The following is a 16,350-nucleotide window of genomic DNA, read 5'->3' on the forward strand; positions in this document are numbered from 1 at the left end:
CGGCCCGGATGACGACGGCCCGGATGACGACGGCCCGGATGACGACGGCCCGGATGACGACGGCCCGGATGACGACGGCCCGGATGACGACGGCCCGGATGACGACGGCCCCGACGACCCGGGCCCCGTGGACCCGGGCCCCGTGGACCCGGGCCCCGACGACGGCCCCGACGACACGAGCCCCGTGGACCCGGGCCCCGTGGACCCGGGCCCCGACGACGGCTCTGGCGACGGTCCCGGCGGCGGCGAGCCGCGCGACGACGGCCCGGGCGACCCCGGACCCTCGGTGGACGAGCGGCGGGCGGGGCGGCTGCGCCGGGGCACCGTGGAGGTGCGTCTGCGTCTCACCACCGCCCTGGGCCTCGACGAGCATCCTGCGACCGTGCCCGGCTTCGGCACGGTCACGGCCTCCACCGCGCGGCGCCTCGTCGGCGAGCGGCAGCACGGTGAGTGGCGGGTGGTGCTCACCGACCCCGGCGGGTATCTGCAGCACGTCCTCCTCGCGCGCCGCCGTCCGGCCCGCTCCCGCGGCCGACATCCGACGCGAGGGCGGACGGCACCGGGTGCTACCCGGACCAGGGCGATCGTCGAGCTCCAGGTGCCGACGACGCTGCTCGCGGCCCTCGACCCCGACGACCACCCGCCCTGGGCCGGGCTGATCACCGAGCTGCAGCAGCGCCTCCACGACCTCCGGGTCGACGGGGGGCTCGGGCGTGCCCCGGACGCCGACGCCGGTCCCGAGGAGTGGCGACGACGCCGGGCGCGGGCGGAGGCCGAGCGGTGGGTGCGGGTCCGCGACCGCTGTTGCGTCGTGCCGGGGTGCCGGCGACCCGCTCATCTAGCCGAGATCGACCACACCCGCGACCACATCCTGGGCGGGCCCACGGTGTCCTGGAACCTCGGACCCTGGTGCACGCACCACCACCGGGCGAAACACCTGGCCCGCTGGCGGGTGCGACAGCCGTGGCCCGGTCGGTTCGTCATCCGGACCCGCGCCGGGGTCACCCACACCACCTGGCCGAAGAAGGTCCTCAAACCGCTGCCGGGGCCCTGCTACGCCGCAGCCCCGCGGGCGCTGCCCGACGACGGCTGGCCGGATCGTCCTGCGGACGAGCCCGACCGCGGTCCCGACCGGCGCGATCGCCTCGGCGCCGAGTTCGTCGGCGGCACGAAGGAGAAGCCGGCACCGACGCCCGCGGCGTCCTACGACCCGGATGACCCACCGCCGTTCTGACGCCCGGCGGGCTCGTCGCGTCGACGCGACTGGTAGACCGGCGGGCGTGATCGACGAGGTCGACCTCGACCTGCCGGTGCGCGCGGCGCTGCCGGAGCTCGGGGCGGCGCTGGACGAGCGCGGGGCGGCGGTCCTCGTCGCTTCGCCCGGCACCGGCAAGACGACGCTCGTGCCGCTCGCGCTCGCCGGGGCGGTCGGTGGCCAGGTCGTCGTCGCCGAACCGCGCCGTGTCGCCGTCCGTGCCGCGGCCCAGCGGATGGCGTGGCTGCTCGGCGAACCGGTGGGCGGGCGGGTCGGCTACGCGATCCGCGGCGAGCGGCGGACGGGCCCGGAGACGCGGGTCGAGGTCGTCACCACGGGCCTGCTCGTGGCAAGGCTGCAGCGCGACCCGGAGCTCGCCGGGGTCGACGCCGTCGTCCTCGACGAGTGCCACGAGCGCCACCTCGACACCGACCTCGCGCTGGCCTTCGCCGTCGACGCGCGCGGCGCCCTCCGCCCCGACCTGCGCCTGCTCGCGACGTCCGCGACGGCCGCCGCGGACGACCTCGCCGCCGCCCTCGAGGGCCCCGTCGTCACCGCGCCCGACCCGATGCACCCCGTCGACGTCGTCTGGAACCCGCCGGCGCGCCCCGTCCCGCCGCCGCGTGGGATGCGGGTCGAGCCCGCCTTCCTCGACCACGTCGCCGCGACGGTGCGGCGCGCCCTGGCCGAGGCGCCCGGCGACGTGCTCGTGTTCCTGCCCGGCCGCCGCGAGATCGACGACGTCGCGCGGCGCCTCGGCCGCGTCGATGCCGAGGTGCTCACGCTGCACGGCGGGCAGGACGCCGCGCAGCAGGACGCGGTCCTGGGCGGCACCGGGGAGGGCGGCCGGGTCGTGCTCGCGACGTCGATCGCCGAGACGAGCCTGACGGTGCCCGGGATGCGGGTCGTCGTCGACGCCGGGCTCTCCCGGCGGCCGTGGACCGACCACGCGCGCGGCCTCGACGCCCTGGTCACCGTGCTCGCGTCGCAGGCCGCGGCGACGCAGCGCGCCGGGCGCGCGGGCCGGGAGGCGCCGGGCGCGGTGTTCCGCTGCTGGTCCGAGGCCGAGCACGCCCACCGCGACCGGCACGACGCCCCCGAGGTGGCCCAGGCCGACCTCGCCGGGTTCGCGCTGCAGCTCGCGCGGTGGGGCACCCCGGACGGTGCGGGGCTCGCGCTGCTCGACCCGCCGCCGCCCACCGCGTTCGAGGCCGCGCGCGAGGTGCTCCGGGGACTCGGCCTCAGCGGGGACGGCGGAGACATCACCGAGCGCGGCCGCGCGGTCGCGACGGCCGGCGTGCACCCCCGGCTGGGGCGCGCGCTGATCGACGGCGCGCAGGCCGTCGGGGCGGACACCGCGACCGAGGTGGTCGCGCTGCTCGCCGCCGACGTGCCGGGCGACACCGACGACCTCGACGAGCGCCTGCGCACGGCCAGGGACGACCCCCGGTGGCGGGCGGAGGTGCGCAGGCTCCGCCAGGTCGACGGTCTCCCGCGACGGGGCTCCGGGGCCCGGGGCGCCGCCGCGGTCGTCGCCCTCGCCTACCCCGACCGGCTCGCCCGGGCCCGTGCCGACGACGCGCGCGGGTACCTGACGACCGGGGGCACCGGGGTCGAGCTCACCGCCGGGTCGCGGCTGCGCGGCTGCCCGTGGCTCGCGGTCGCCGACGCCGTGCGCGGCCCGGGGGACCGGGTGGCGCGGGTGCGGCTCGCGGTGCCGGTCGACGAGGACCTCGCCCGCGAGGCGGCCGCGGGCTGGTGGCACGACGACGCGGTGGTGGCCTGGGAGGACGGCGACGTCGTGGCCGAGCGCCGCGAGCGCCTCGGCGCGATCGTGCTGGCCCGCCGGCCCCTCACCGACCCCGACCCGGCGGCCGTGGCGGCGGCGGTCCGCGACGGCCTGGCCGCCGAGGGCCTCGACCTGCTGCGCTGGGACGACGCGGCGACCGCGCTGCGCGCCCGGCTGGCGTTCCTCCACGCCGCGCTCGGTGAGCCCTGGCCCGCCGTCGACGACGAGTCCCTGCTGGCCCGCCTCGACGAGTGGCTCGACCTCACCCGGGTCCGTCGCCGCGCCGACCTCGCGCGGGTGAAGGTCGCGCCCGCCCTGCGCCACCTCGTGCCGTGGTCGCAGGTGGGCAGGCTCGACGAGCTCGCGCCGGAGCGCGTCACCACCCCGTCCGGGCGCAGCGTCCGCGTCGACTACACCGACCCCGCGGCACCCGTCGTGGCCCTCACGGTCCAGCAGGCGTTCGGCTGGGAGCGGGCGCCCGTGCTGGCCGGCGTGCCCGTCGTCGTCCACCTGCTCTCGCCGGCGGGACGCCCGACGGCGGTGACCGCCGACCTGGCGTCGTTCTGGGACTCCGGCTACCCGCAGGTGCGCGCGGAACTGCGGGGCCGCTACCCCAAGCACGCGTGGCCGGAGGACCCTCGCACGCCCGGCCAGGCGCGATGAGCACCACCACGGCGGACACTCACGGGGTGAGCCGGACGCTGTGGATCGACCCGTCGGCCGGGGTCGCCGGGGACATGCTGCTGGCGGCCCTGCTCGACCTCGGGGCCTCGCTCGAGGCCGTCCGCGCCGCGGTCGACGCCGTGATTCCCGGCGAGGTCGCGATCGCCGTCGACGAGGTCAGCCGCGCGGGGCTGCGGGCGCGTCATGTGGAGGTCACCGGCACGGCCGCGGACCCGACGCACCGCGCGTGGCCCGAGGTCCGGACGCTCCTGCGGAGCGAGCCGCCGGCGGCGCTCATGGTGTTCGAGCGGCTCGCGGTCGCCGAGGCCGCCGTGCACGGGGTCGCGGTCGAGGACGTGCACTTCCACGAGGTCGGGGCGTGGGACGCGATCGCCGACGTGGTCGGGGTCTGCGCCGCACTCGAGGACCTCGGGGTCACCGCGGTGACGTCCGGCCCGGTGGCGCTCGGGTCCGGGCACGTCGAGACCGCCCACGGCCGCCTGCCCGTGCCGGCGCCCGCGGTGCTCGAGCTCGCCCGGGGCCGCGACGTCCTGCCCGGCGGGCCGGGGGAGCGCGCGACGCCCACCGGGATGGCCCTGCTCGCCGCGCTGGCGGACCCCGGCCCGATGCCGGCGATGCGCGTCGAGGCCACCGGCGTCGGCGCCGGCACACGCGACACCCCGGGGCAGGCCAACGTCGTGCGCGCCGTCCTCGGGACGACCGGCTCGTCACCCACGGAGACGCTGTGGCTGCTCGAGACCAACGTCGACGACCTCGACCCGCGGGTCTGGTCCGGGGTCCTCGAGGCCCTGCTCGCCGCGGGCGCGGCCGACGCGTGGCTGACACCGATCGTCATGAAGAAGGGCCGCCCCGCCCACACGCTGTCGGTCCTGGCCCCCGAGCAGGCGCGGGACACGCTGCGCGCGGCGGTGTTCGACCTGACCCCGACCCTCGGCGTGCGCGAGTCGCCGGTCGCCCGCACGGCGCTGGAGCGCGCGTGGCGCACCGTCCCGGTCGACGGGGGGTCCGTGCGCATCAAGGTCGGGCTGCGCGGGGGCCGGGTCGTGTCCGCGACGCCGGAGTTCGACGACGCGGACGCGCTCGCGCGGGCCCGCGCCGTCCCCGTGCGCCGCGTGCTGGACGAGGCGACGGCCGCCGCCCGCGCGGCGGGCCTCTACCCGACGGCCCCCTGGATCCCTGACGATCAGGACGTCCCGGCGCAGGGAGGACCGTCGTCATGACCGAGCAGGCGCTGGCCCGTGTCCTCGCGACCTGCCGGCCCGCCGCGGTGGCGCTCTCCGGCGGGGTCGACAGCATGACGCTGGCCCACGTCGCCCACCGCGTGCTCGGCGGCGACGTCACGATGTTCCACGCGGCCTCCGCGGCGGTGCCCGCCGACGCCGGTGGACGCATCGCCGAGCACGCCGCGCGCCACGGCTGGCGGCTGCGGGTCGTCGACGCCGGGGAGCTCGCCGACGAGCGCTACCTGGCCAACCCCGCGAACCGCTGCTTCTTCTGCAAGACGAACCTCTACGGCACGCTCGGCGGCCTCACGACCGCCCGCCTGCTCTCCGGCACCAACCTCGACGACCTCGGCGACTGGCGCCCCGGGCTGCGCGCCGCCGACGACCACGGGGTCCGGCACCCGTTCGTCGAGGCCGGGATGACCAAGGCCGACGTCCGCGCCGTGGCCCGGGACCTCGGGCTGCACGACCTCGCCGAGCTGCCCGCCGCGCCCTGCCTGGCCAGCCGCGTCGAGACCGGCATCCGCATCCTGCCCGGCTCGCTGCGCGCGATCGACGCCGTCGAGTCCCTCCTGCGCGACACCCTCCGGCCCGCGACCGTGCGCTGCCGCCAGCGGGCCGAGGGGCTCGTCGTCGAGCTCGACCCCGCGACCCTCGCGCGGCTCGACGGGCCGCGGCGCGCCGCCCTCGCGCGCACCATCGACGACGACCTCGGGCTGACCGTGGACCGGTTCACCGCCTACGAGCGCGGCAGCGCCTTCCTGCGGGAGCCCGCGGATGGCTGAGCCCCCGACGACCGGACCCGAGGTGCGCCTCGATCTCGGCCGCCCCGAGCGGATCGGGGTCGAGGAGGCGATCCTGTGCGCCGGCAAGTCGGACGCCCAGCTCGTGGCGATCCTCGACGAGCTCGCCGCCCGCGCCGCGAGCGCGCTGCTGACACGGCTGGACGCCGCGGTGCTCGACCGCCTCCCGGAGCACCACCGCGCACGCATCGACCACGACGCGGTCTCCCGGACCGCGTACTTCGACCGGACCCCGCGCCCCGACGGGCTGCCGAGCGTCGCCGTGGTGGCCGCCGGCAGCTCGGACATGCCCCAGGTCGGCGAGGTCGTGCGCACCCTGACCTACGCCGACGTGGCGACCGAGACGGTCGTCGACGTCGGGGTGGCCGGCCTCTGGCGGCTGCTCGAGCACGTCGAGCGCCTGCGGGAGTTCCCCGTCGTGGTCGTCGTCGCGGGCATGGACGGGGCGCTGCCCAGCGTGCTCGGCGGGCTGGTCCCCGGCGCGATCGTCTGCCTGCCCACCTCGACCGGCTACGGCGTGGCCCGCGACGGCGAGACCGCCCTGCACGCCGCGCTGGCCTCGTGCGCGCCGGGCCTGACGGTGGTCAACATCGACAACGGCTACGGCGCGGCGTGCGCAGCTCTCCGGATCATCCGCGCGGTGCAGCGTGCAGGGGTGCCGGGAACGCCGGATGGGCGGCCAGCTCGGTGACCTCGACGTCGGTGTAGGGGAAGACCGGCAACGACTCGAGGTGCGCGGTCAGGGCCTCGGTGCTTTCGGCGTCCCAGACGGTGACGCTGGTGTCGGTGTCGGGGAGCCGCCACATCCAGACGATCACGCCCCCGGAGATGAGGGCGGTGGCGACCTCGCGCTCGCGCGCCATCAGCGCGTCGCGGTCGTCGGCGGGCAGGTCGAGCAGCCGCCCGGTGGGCGTTCCGGTCACGAGGTAGTTCACGGCGTTCTCCGTCCGCTGATGTCAGTCACTGACATGAGCGTACGCCGGGACGCGGTGCTGCTGTGCGGATCAGCGCCCGTAGCGCTCGCGGGACCGCTCCCGCGCCTTGTGCGCCTCGACCTCGCGGTCCTTCGGCGGGGCGGTGGTGACCAGCTCGTCGAGCAGCGAGCGGGTGCTCGCCGTGATCTCGGCGACGGCCCGGGCAAAGGCCTCCTCGTTGGCCTTCGAGGGCCTCGCGGCACCGCTGATCTTGCGCACGTACTGCAGGGCGGCCTCGTGCACCTCGCCGTCGGTGGCGGGGGGCTCGAAGTTGTGCAGGACCCGGATGTTGCGGCACATGCTCCCGATCGTGCCTCACCGAGGTGTCTCAGTCGTAGATGACGGCGAGCCCGCGGCGCCGGAGGTCGGCGAGGACGTCCGCCATCTCCCGGAGCTGCTCGGGGGAGTGGCCCGTCCACCCCTCGAGCTCGCCGACGATGCGGACGGGGTCCGGGGTCCGGTAGGAGCGGGTGGGGTTGCCCGGCATCTTCTTGTCGGTGACGTTGGGGTCGTCCTCGAGGGTGCCGGTGGGCTCCACGACGTAGATGCGCCCCGGGCAGTCACCGGCGGCCAGTTCGGCGCCCCAGGTCGCGGCGTCGAGCGTCTCGGTCACGTAGACGTGGTTCATGATCCGGCCCTCCTCGAAGTTCGAGATGCGGCCGGGGACCAGGAGGTCGCCGACCGCGAGGTCCGCCTTCGTCCCGTGGAGCAGGACCCCGTCCTCGTGGACCTCGAAGGGTGTCGGCGCGGCCATCGTGTCCGTCCTCTCACGCAGGATGCGAGCGGTGATCCTGCGCCCCGGGGGAGGTCTTGCCGCAAGCCCCGTGGGCCGCTATACGTTGAGGACGGCGGGGATCACCAGGGCGGCAGGCGCGGCAGCTCGCCCTCGTACCGCAGGCCCTCCTCGACCTGCTCGCGCGCCAGGAACGGCAGCAGCGCCTCGTACCAGCCCTCGATCCGGTGCGCGCCGTCGCCGACCGTCCACTCCTCGCCCTCGCGGGCGACGACGTGCAGGCCCGGCGCCTCGGGGTGCGCCCGCAGCCGGTGCACGCAGATCTCGATGGCGTCGACGACCGCGTCGGGGTCGGCCTCGTGCCACTCCCACGTGGTGTCGAGGTCGTCGTGGTGGACGACCAGCTCCGTCGTGCGCCGGGCCGGGAGCGAGAACACGTCGACCTCGCCGTCGAGCAGCGTCGGCAGCGTCGGCACCTGCACCCCGTCCTTCAGCCTTGCCAGGGCGTCCTGGAGGCGGGCTTGCGCGCGCCGCAGGGTGGCGGTCAGCTCGACCGCGGACAGGCCCGCGGCGGCCTCGATCGCGGCGCCCCGCTCCTCCCGCGACGCATGGTCCGGCGTCTCCTCACCGGTGATCGCCCAGGTGGCGAGGTTCGTCATCGCGTCCGCCCCGGTGGCGAGGTGGGCGATGACGTGCGCGCGGGTCCACCCCGCGCAGCGGGTCGGCCTCGTCAGCTCGGCGTCGGTGAGGCTGGCGATGGTCGCCATCGCCATGCCCGCCTCGCGCTGCAGCACGCCGATGTCGCTGGTCAGGGTCCGGGGGTTCTTCGTCGTGCCGGTCATGGCTTCTCCCGGTGGAGCCCCGCGAGCTCGGCGCGCGAGCGCACGCCGAGCTTCGTGAAGATCCGGGTGAGGTGGTACTGGACGGTCTTGGGCGAGACGTGCAGCTCGGCCGCGGCGTCCTTGTTGGACAGGCCGCGGGCGACGAGGTCCGCGACGGCGGCCTCCTGGGCGGTGAGGTCCTGCGCGCCGCGCTCGGGACGGCTCTGGTGCACGCCGCCGGCGCGCAGCTCGCGGTCGCAGCGGGCGACGTAGCTGCTCGCGCCGAGGGCGAGGAAGAGCTCGCGCGCCGTGGAGAGGACGGTGTCGGCCTCGCGGCGCTGGGACAGCCGGCGCAGCGACTGCCCGTACGCGAAGTGCGCGCGGGCCCGGTCCCAGCGCAAGGGCTGGCCGTCCAGGGACGCGATCGCGGACTCGAACGCGTCCCGCGCCGCGTCGAGGTCGCCGCGGGCGGTGTGCAGGCGGCCCCGCGCCCAACCGAGCCGCGCGAGCTCGGCGTGGTTCTGCTGCTCCTGCGCGCGCTGCTCGTGGTCGGTGAGGAACGCGTCGGCGTCCTCGAGGTGGCCCTCGAGGACGAGCGCGTTGGCGTAGACGTCGCGCCACGGCCACCAGCCGGGCTGGGAGACGGCGGTGCGCTCCTCCGCGGCGAGGGGCGCGAGGGCCCGGACGACGGCGCCGTAGTCGGCGCGCAGCTCGGCCATCGAGGCGCGCGCGAGGCGGCGGGGCACGGCCATGATCTCGTAGTCGTCGGCGCCGCTGTCGGCCTCGCGCAGCACCCGCTCGGCGCGCTCGTGGTCGCCGCGCAGGCCGTGGACCTGGGCCGCGGTCCAGGCGAGCAGCGGGGTGACGATGACGATGCCGGTGCGCTCGGCCCGGCGCAGCCCCTGGGCGACGGTGCGCAGCGCGAGGTCCCAGTCGCCGGCGAGGAAGTGCACGCGGGCCAGCCAGCCCGACGCCCACAGCGAGATCCGGGACGACCCGCCGAGCGTGGTGGTCGGGATGGCGCTCTCGAGCTCGGCGCGCGCCTCGTCCAGCTCGCCGAGCACCAGGTGGAGCCAGCCGTGGCCCATCGTGACCCGCTGGAGCTGCGCGCCCCCGCCCACGCGGCCGACGGCGGCGCGGTACTCGGCGAGCGCGTCGCGGGGACGCCCGGCGGCGGCGGTGCCCAGCCCGCGCATCGCCAGGGACTCGACCGCCGCCGGGTGCCCGGAGCCGACGAGGTCGACGGCCCGGTCGGCCCAGGCGACGAGGTCCGGCCCGTCGCCGCGCAGCAGGGCGTCCAGGACGCGGCGCTGGCAGACCCACGCCGCGGTGTCCGGGTCGGTGTCGGGGACGCAGAGCTCCCAGGCGCGGCGCAGGGCCCGGTCGGCCTGGTCGGTGCGGCCGAGCTGGACGGCGAGGTAGCCGAGCACGGAGTTGCGGATCGCGGTGTCGAGCAGGTTCTCGATCGCGGGGATCATCGCCTCGGCCTCGAACACCGCGCCGGCGCCGATCATCGCGTCGACGGCGCGGATGAGCAGCAGCTCGCGGTCGGCGTGCCGGTCGGTGAGCCGGCTCGCCTCGAGCAGCGCGTCGGCGGCGTCGGACCAGGCGCCGTCGCCGGCCCTGGTGCGGGCCAGCTCGGCGAGCTCGTCCGCGAGGGCGACGTCCGGCCCCGGCGTCGCGGCCGCGCGCAGCGCCAAGCGACGGTGCGGGTCGGCGACGACGTCGGCCGCGCGCCGGCGGATCGCCGCCGCCTCGTGCGGGCCGACCAGGTCGAGCACCGCGGCGCGCACCATCGGGTCGCTGGGTCCCACGACCGGCAGCGACCGCCCGCCGAACCGCTTCACCAGCCCCTGGCGCGCGGCCTCGCTGAGCGGGCGCAGGACGTCCTCGACGCCGGCGGTGCGGCCGACCTCGTCGAGGCTCGCCGGCTCGCCGAAGCACGCGATCGTCTCGACCAGCGCCCGAGCCTCGGGGTCGAGGGCCAGGCACGCCTCCCCGACCCGGACCGCGACGTCCTCCGGGGCGGGCAGCCGCAGGTCGGGCACGTCCCACATCTCGGCGGGGAGCTCGTCGAGCAGCGCGAGGACGTGGCGCGGGTTGCCCTGGGTGTGGCGCCGGAGCCGTTCGGTGAGCCACGGGGGCAGCGGGCGGCCGCGGTCGGCGCAGAGCTCCTCGAGGTCACGCGACGAGAGCGGCCCGAGCGTCACGGTCGTGTCGGCGGTGCGGCGCAGCAGCTCCGCGGTCGCCGACGACCCCGCGCCGGGCGTCGCGGCGAGCAGGACCACCGCGGGGACGTCGCGGTGGTGCCGACCGAGCGTCGACAGCGCCCGCAGCGACGCCTCGTCGCCCCAGTGGGCGTCGTCGACCACGAGCAGGACCGGGTCGCCGCCCGCCCGGTCGGCCAGACGGCGGGCGGCGGCGAACGGGTCGTCGTCGGCGAGGGTGCCGACGTCCTCGCCGAGCAGCTGCGCGACGACCGCGGCCGGGCAGCCGGCCTCCCAGTCGACGGCCGACGCCGTCAGCACCCGCCCCGGCGCCGCCGCGGACGCCTGCGCGAGCAGCCGTGACTTCCCGGTGCCGGTCTGCCCGGTGACCAGGACCGTCCCGTGTCCCTGCGCGACCACCTCGAGGAGGGCGCGGCGGATCTCCGCGCGCTCGTGCGGGCCGCGGGGCAGGTCGTCGAGGGCGTGCGTGCCCCCGGACGCGGGCGGGCGCTCCGCCTCGCCCGCGTCCGGTGCCGTCCCCATGTGCCGTGCCCCGATCAGCCGAGGTCCCCGCCGGCGACCGGGAGGACCGAGCCGGTGATGTACGAGGCCTCCGGTGACGCCACGAAGGCGAGCGCCGAGGCCTGCTCGTCGAGCGTGCCGTAGCGCTTCATCAGCGACGACTCCACGGTCTGGTCGACGATGCCCTGGTACCACTCCCGCTCCTGGTCGGAGGCGGATGCGGGGCCGCGAGGGGTCTTGCGCTCGGGCGCGTCGGTGCCGCCCGGGGCGGTGGCCGCGACCCGGATGCCGTGCGGGGCCAGCTCGAGCGCCAGCGCCGAGGTGATCGCGTTGACGCCGCCCTTGACCGCCGCGTACGGCACGCGGTGGATGCCGCGCGTCGCCACCGACGAGACGTTGACGATCGTGCCCTGCCCACGGGAGACCATGTGCGGCGCGACGGCGCGGCAGCACCAGAGGGTGGGCCACAGCGAGCGCCGGATCTCCGCCTCGATCTCCTCGGGCGGGTACTCGGCGAACGGCTTCGCCCAGATCGTGCCGCCGACGGTGTGCACGGCGACGTCGATGCGCCCGAACTGCTCGATCGCGGCGTCGACCACCGCCTGCGCGCCCGCGAAGGTCTCCAGGTCGGCGAGCACCGCGACCGCGTCGCCGACCCCGGGCGAGAGGTCCTCCGCGAGCTCCGCGGCGACCTCCTTGACCGTGTCGGCGCGGTCGGCGAGCACGACGAGCCCGCCCTCGGCGTGGATGCGCCGCGCGGTGGCCTCGCCGATGCCCTGGCCCGCCCCGGTGATCACCACGACGTGGTCGGCGAACCGGCCCGGCGTGACGAACTTCGGCCGGCGGGCGGTGCGCCGCTCGTCCATCGCGCGCCGCGTGGTCGCCTTGGACCGCTCGGCGTGCTCGGAGATGAGCCGGCGCGCCTCGTCCCGGTCGCCCGACTCGACGGCGTCGACGATGTCGAGGTGGTCCTGCGCGCAGCGCGGGTCGCACCAGGTCGCCGAGCGCAGCGACTCCTCCATGTGCCCCTTCACGCCGAGGTCCTGGTAGGCGTGCAGGAGGTGGGTGTTGCCCGTCAGGGTGAAGAGGTAGTCGTGGAAGGCGGCGTTGGACTCGGTGTAGGCGGCCGCGTCGGTGAACCGCTCGTTCTCCACGTCGACGTAGGGCACGGTCGACTCGGCGAGCACCCGGTAGCCCGCCACCTGCTGGGTGGTGATGCGGCCGATGGTGAGCTCGAGGGCGCCGAGCTCGAGGGCCCGCCGTGCGTCGAAGATCGCGTCGGACACCTGGATCGAGGGGTGCTGCTGGCCGATCTCGTAGCCGTCGGTCGTGACGGTCCCCGGGACGGAGGCGGGTTCCGGTGCCGGGCCCGTGACCAGCGGCTCGACCGTGCTCGCGGGGAACACGTCGACCCCGAGCATGCCGCGTGCCTCGTCGGCGACGAGGAGCTCGTCGTCCTCGGTGACCCGCGCGTCGCCCGCGCCGTGCTCGCCCCCCGGCAGCACGACCCGGCCCAGCATCCGCCGCGGCAGGTCCTCGACCGGCGCCCGCTGCTCGGTGCGCTCCTCGGTCCCCTCGACCGTGCCGACGTCCGGCGTCTCCGCGTCGGCTTCGGGCTGGGCGCCCTCCTGCTCACCGTCGGGCCTGGCGGCCAGCGCGAATTTCTCGTAGTAGAAGCCCGCGGGCTCGAAGCCCTGCTCGGAGAAGTGCGAGCGCACGGCGTCGACCATCGGCGGCGGGCCGCACAGGTACACCGACGCGTCGCCGTCGTGGAGGTGCGCGGGCTCGGTGTGCGCGGTGACGTAGCCCTGGCGCTCCGCCGCGGTGTCCTCGTCGGCGACCGTGTAGGCCCAGGTGAACGTGTCCATCTCGTCGTCGAGGGCGGCGAGGGTGTCGAGCTCGACCACGTCGTCGTCGGTGGTGGCGCCGTAGATCAGGTGGACCGGCCGGGCACTGCCCGAAGCCTTGAGGCGCCGCAGGATCGACAGGATGGGGGCGAGCCCGGTCCCGCCGGCCAGCAGCAGCAGGGGCGCCTCGGACTCCCGGAGGAAGAAGCTGCCGTGCGGGCCGGTGAACTGCACCGCGTCGCCGACCGACGCCCAGTTCTCCAGCCAGTCCGACATGACGCCGCCCGGCGAGAGCTTGATCAGGAAGGTCAGCTGCTCGCCGTCGGGGGCGCTGGAGAACGAGTACGACCGCGTCTGGTCGGTGCCGGGCACGGCGATGTTGACGTACTGGCCGGGCAGGAACACGAGCTTCTCGCGGTCGTCGCAGTCCAGCGTCAGCGACATCGTCGTCGACGAGAGCCGCTCCACCCCGGCGACCGTCGCCGTGAAGCTGCCCGCGCTGGTCCTCGCGACCGCCGAGGTCGTCGGGATCTGCAGCACGAGGTCCGACTTCGGCGACATGCTGCAGGTCAGCACGTACCCCGCGGACTCCTCGTCCGGCGACAGCGCGTCGGAGACGTAGTCGCTCATCGCGAACTCGCCGGACTCGCAGTACGACTTGCAGGTCCCGCAGGCCCCGTCGCTGCAATCGACCGGGATATTGATCTTCGACCGGTACGAGGCGTCCATGACGGTCTGGTCCTCGCGGCACCGGACGAAGCGGGTGACGCCGTCCTCGAAGGAGAGCGCGACGTCGAAGCTCGTCGTCATGACCCCTCCTCAGAAGTGGTAGATGTCCACGACGTGGTGGATGTAGTCGTTCTTGAGCACCACGGTCTTGCGGCGGATCAACGGCGACGGGCCGGAGAAGTCGATCGTGTAGAACGACGTCCCGTAGTAGGGGTCGACCGTCTTGTACCGGAAGTACATGGTGTGCCAGTTGAAGCGCACGTCCACCAGGTCGCCACGGCGCTCGATGACCTCGACGTTGCTGATGTTGTGGCTGGTGCGCGGCTCGGGGATCGAGGTCGCGCTCGAGCGCTCGGTGCGGATGCGGAACACCCGGTCCTCGAGGCCGCCCTTGGTCGGGTAGTAGATCAGCGAGATCTCGCGCTGGGGGTCCTGGGTGAGCGTGTCGTGGTCGTCCCAGCACGGCATCCAGTAGACGACGTCGTCGGCGTAGCACTCGAGCCAGCGCTCGAACTCGCGGTCGTCGAGGTAGCGCGCCTCGCGGTAGAGGAACTGCTCGATCATGTTCTGGGTGATGAGGGTGCTGGTGCGCTCGGTGGTGGTCATGATCAGGCCTCCTTCGCGGGCTTCTCGGCCTCGAGCGCCGCCCGCATGGTCTCCAGCCAGTAGCCGTGCTGGACGGGGTAGAGGCCCTCGTCCTCGTTCTTCGCGCCCGAGGAGATGACGCCGTCCATACCGAGCGACCGCGCGACCTCGTCCGGGCCGTCGATCCAGTGCTGGACACCGCGGCTCATGTCGTTCCACGGCGCGGTGGTGGCCTGGAACGTCAGCTGGCAGGCACGGAACTCCTCGAGGTCGTCGGGCGTGGCCATGCCGGAGGCGTTGAAGAAGTCCTCGTACTGGCGGATGCGGTTCGCGCGGGCCTCGTCGCTCTCGCCCTTGGGGGCGATGCAGTAGATGGTGACCTCGGTCCGGTTCGGCGCGATCGGGCGGAAGTGCCGGATCTGCGTCGAGAACTGGTCCATCAGGTAGACGTTCGGGTAGAGGCACAGATTGCGGGAGCCGCGGACCATGAAGTCGCCGGTGGCCTCGCCGAACTGCTCCTTGAGCGTGTCGATCTCGCTGTAGAGCGGCTGGTCCTGCGGGTTGGCCTTCCAGGTCCACAGGCACAGGTGGCCGTGCGGGAACGACCAGTAGCCGCCGCCGGACTTGCCCCAGCCGCCGGCGTCGAGGGCCTTGGTCTCGTTCTTCGACTCGCCGCTCTCACGGCGCGAGGTGGTCGCGGCGTAGTTCCAGTGCAGCGCGGTGACGTGGTAGCCGTCGGCGCCGTTCTCGGCCTGCACCTTCCAGTTGCCGTCGAAGGTGTAGGTCGAGGACCCGCGCAGCACCTCGAGGCCCTCGGGGGACTGGTCGACGAGCATGTCGATGATCTCGGTGGTGTCGCCGAGGTGCTCCTCCAGCGACACGACGTCGGGGTTGAGGCTGCCGAACAGGAAGCCCCGGTAGCTCTCGAACACCGGCACCTTGACCAGGTCGTGCGACCCGTCGGTGTCGAAGTTCTCGGGGTAGCCCGCGCCCTCCGGGTCCTTGACCTTGAGCAGCGTGCCGTCGTTGCGGTAGGTCCAGCCGTGGAACGGGCAGGTCAGCGTCTTGCGGTTGTCCCGCTTCTTGCGGCAGAGCATCGCCCCGCGGTGCGCGCAGGCGTTGATCAGGCAGTGCAGCCCGCCGTCCTTGTCGCGCGTGATCATGATCGGCTGGCGGCCGATGGAGGTCGTGACGTAGTCGCCCGGCTCCGCCACCTGGCTCTCGTGCGCGAGGTAGACCCAGTTGCCCTCGAAGATGTGCTTCATCTCGAGCTCGAAGATCTCTTCGTCGGTGAAGATCCGGCGGTTCGCCTTCACCACGCCCGACTCGCGGTCGTCGACGACGGCGTCGGACAGCACCTTCTCCACGCTGTCGCCGACTCGGTCGAGGCTCTGCGTCATCGCACCCTCCCAGGTGGTGGGAGTCCGGAGGCGCCGGACCCGGGGAAGCTCGTGCCACGACGGTCCCGGGCGGTGGGCACCGGCACACCAGGCATGTGCCTAGTCCTGACCTGGGCACCACCCCGGCCCGCGACGTCGACCCCGACGTTCCGCCGGTCCCGACCTCGGGTGTGCTACAGCAGCTCCTCCAGGTCGTCGGCGATCTGCTCGGGCAGCACCGGCGGCTCGTAGCGCCGCACGACGCGGCCGTCGCGGTCGACGAGGAACTTGGTGAAGTTCCACTTGACCTCGTCGGCGCCGGCGTCGGGCCGGATGCGGGTGATCGCGTCGTAGAACCCGCCGTAGGCGGGGCCGAAGTCGCCGGGGGCCTCGGTGCGCAGGTGACCGAACAGCGGCGCGGCGTCGGGGCCGTTGACGTCGACCTTGGCCAGCACCGGGAACGTGACGTCGTACGCGGTGCGGCAGAACTCCTGGATCTCCGCGTCGGTGCCCGGCTCCTGCTCCATGAACTGGTTGCTCGGGAAGCCCAGGATCGTCAGGCCGCGCTCGTGGAACCGGCGGTGCAGGGCCTCGAGGCCCTCGTACTGCGGGGTGAGCCCGCACTTGCTCGCCACGTTCACGATGAGCAGGACCCGGCCGGCGTACTGTCCGAGCGGGGTCGCGCCGCCGTCGGCGTCGGACACGGTGAAGTCGTGGACGGTGGTCATGGTCCCGTTCTACGCCTCGGCCCCTCCGACATGCCGGAGCCGGCCCCGAGGGGCCGGCTCCGCGGGAGTGG

14 protein-coding genes are annotated in these 16,350 nt (G+C 75.0%); 5 read left to right on the top strand and 9 right to left on the bottom strand.

The window, feature by feature from the left end; genetic code table 11:
* The 5 genes from EV188_RS18060 to larB form a co-directional block, all read left to right on the top strand.
* Positions 1 to 1,234, top strand: a 1,234-nt coding sequence (locus EV188_RS18060) for an HNH endonuclease signature motif containing protein (RefSeq protein ID WP_208114251.1), incomplete at its 5' end; no start/stop codon positions are given.
* A 46-nt stretch (positions 1,235 to 1,280) separates the two neighbouring features.
* Positions 1,281 to 3,707: an ATP-dependent helicase HrpB gene (gene hrpB, locus EV188_RS18065; RefSeq protein ID WP_133827628.1), complete on the top strand. Its 2,427-nt coding sequence runs from the start codon at positions 1,281 to 1,283 to the stop codon at positions 3,705 to 3,707.
* A 26-nt stretch (positions 3,708 to 3,733) separates the two neighbouring features.
* On the top strand, positions 3,734 to 4,948 hold the full coding sequence (gene larC, locus EV188_RS18070; RefSeq protein ID WP_243741788.1) for a nickel pincer cofactor biosynthesis protein LarC: 1,215 nt from the start codon (positions 3,734 to 3,736) through the stop codon (positions 4,946 to 4,948).
* Positions 4,945 to 5,736 carry an ATP-dependent sacrificial sulfur transferase LarE gene (gene larE / locus EV188_RS18075; protein WP_133827630.1) on the top strand — a complete coding sequence of 264 codons (792 nt, stop codon included), beginning with the start codon at positions 4,945 to 4,947 and terminating at the stop codon, positions 5,734 to 5,736. The genes larC and larE overlap by 4 nt, the downstream gene beginning before the upstream one ends.
* Entirely contained in the window at positions 5,729 to 6,445 is a 717-nt protein-coding gene (larB, locus tag EV188_RS18080) for a nickel pincer cofactor biosynthesis protein LarB (protein WP_133827631.1), read from the top strand. The genes larE and larB overlap by 8 nt, the downstream gene beginning before the upstream one ends.
* Here larB and EV188_RS18085 read toward each other — a convergent pair.
* The 9 genes from EV188_RS18085 to EV188_RS18125 form a co-directional block, all read right to left on the bottom strand.
* Positions 6,384 to 6,689: a muconolactone Delta-isomerase gene (locus EV188_RS18085; RefSeq protein WP_133827632.1), complete on the bottom strand. Its 306-nt coding sequence runs from the start codon at positions 6,687 to 6,689 to the stop codon at positions 6,384 to 6,386. The two genes, larB and EV188_RS18085, sit on opposite strands and share 62 nt — an antisense overlap.
* Positions 6,690 to 6,758: 69 nt before the next feature.
* Positions 6,759 to 7,028, bottom strand: coding sequence for a DUF2277 domain-containing protein (locus tag EV188_RS18090; protein ID WP_133827633.1), 270 nt, complete (start codon positions 7,026 to 7,028; stop codon positions 6,759 to 6,761).
* Between the two features lie 28 nt (positions 7,029 to 7,056).
* Positions 7,057 to 7,482: an NAD(+)--rifampin ADP-ribosyltransferase gene (arr, locus tag EV188_RS18095; protein ID WP_133827634.1), complete on the bottom strand. Its 426-nt coding sequence runs from the start codon at positions 7,480 to 7,482 to the stop codon at positions 7,057 to 7,059.
* A 101-nt stretch (positions 7,483 to 7,583) separates the two neighbouring features.
* Entirely contained in the window at positions 7,584 to 8,303 is a 720-nt protein-coding gene (locus EV188_RS18100) for a maleylpyruvate isomerase family mycothiol-dependent enzyme (protein ID WP_133827635.1), read from the bottom strand.
* Positions 8,300 to 11,032 (bottom strand): helix-turn-helix transcriptional regulator, encoded by a 2,733-nt coding sequence (locus tag EV188_RS18105; RefSeq protein WP_133827636.1) that lies wholly within the window; start codon positions 11,030 to 11,032, stop codon positions 8,300 to 8,302. The genes EV188_RS18100 and EV188_RS18105 overlap by 4 nt, the downstream gene beginning before the upstream one ends.
* A 14-nt stretch (positions 11,033 to 11,046) precedes the next feature.
* The gene (gene benC, locus EV188_RS32990) at positions 11,047 to 13,668 is read right to left on the bottom strand and encodes a benzoate 1,2-dioxygenase electron transfer component BenC (protein WP_133827637.1); all 2,622 of its coding nucleotides are present in this window, start codon (positions 13,666 to 13,668) and stop codon (positions 11,047 to 11,049) included.
* A 9-nt stretch (positions 13,669 to 13,677) separates the two neighbouring features.
* Positions 13,678 to 14,193, bottom strand: a complete 516-nt coding sequence (benB, locus tag EV188_RS18115) for a benzoate 1,2-dioxygenase small subunit (RefSeq protein WP_133827638.1) — start codon at positions 14,191 to 14,193, stop codon at positions 13,678 to 13,680.
* A 2-nt stretch (positions 14,194 to 14,195) separates the two neighbouring features.
* Positions 14,196 to 15,572 carry a benzoate 1,2-dioxygenase large subunit gene (gene benA / locus EV188_RS18120; RefSeq protein WP_133827639.1) on the bottom strand — a complete coding sequence of 459 codons (1,377 nt, stop codon included), beginning with the start codon at positions 15,570 to 15,572 and terminating at the stop codon, positions 14,196 to 14,198.
* Between the two features lie 173 nt (positions 15,573 to 15,745).
* Entirely contained in the window at positions 15,746 to 16,279 is a 534-nt protein-coding gene (locus EV188_RS18125) for a glutathione peroxidase (RefSeq protein WP_133827640.1), read from the bottom strand.
* Positions 16,280 to 16,350 lie beyond the last annotated feature (71 nt).

The organism is Actinomycetospora succinea (assembly GCF_004363095.1).
GTDB classification, from domain to species: domain Bacteria; phylum Actinomycetota; class Actinomycetes; order Mycobacteriales; family Pseudonocardiaceae; genus Actinomycetospora; species Actinomycetospora succinea.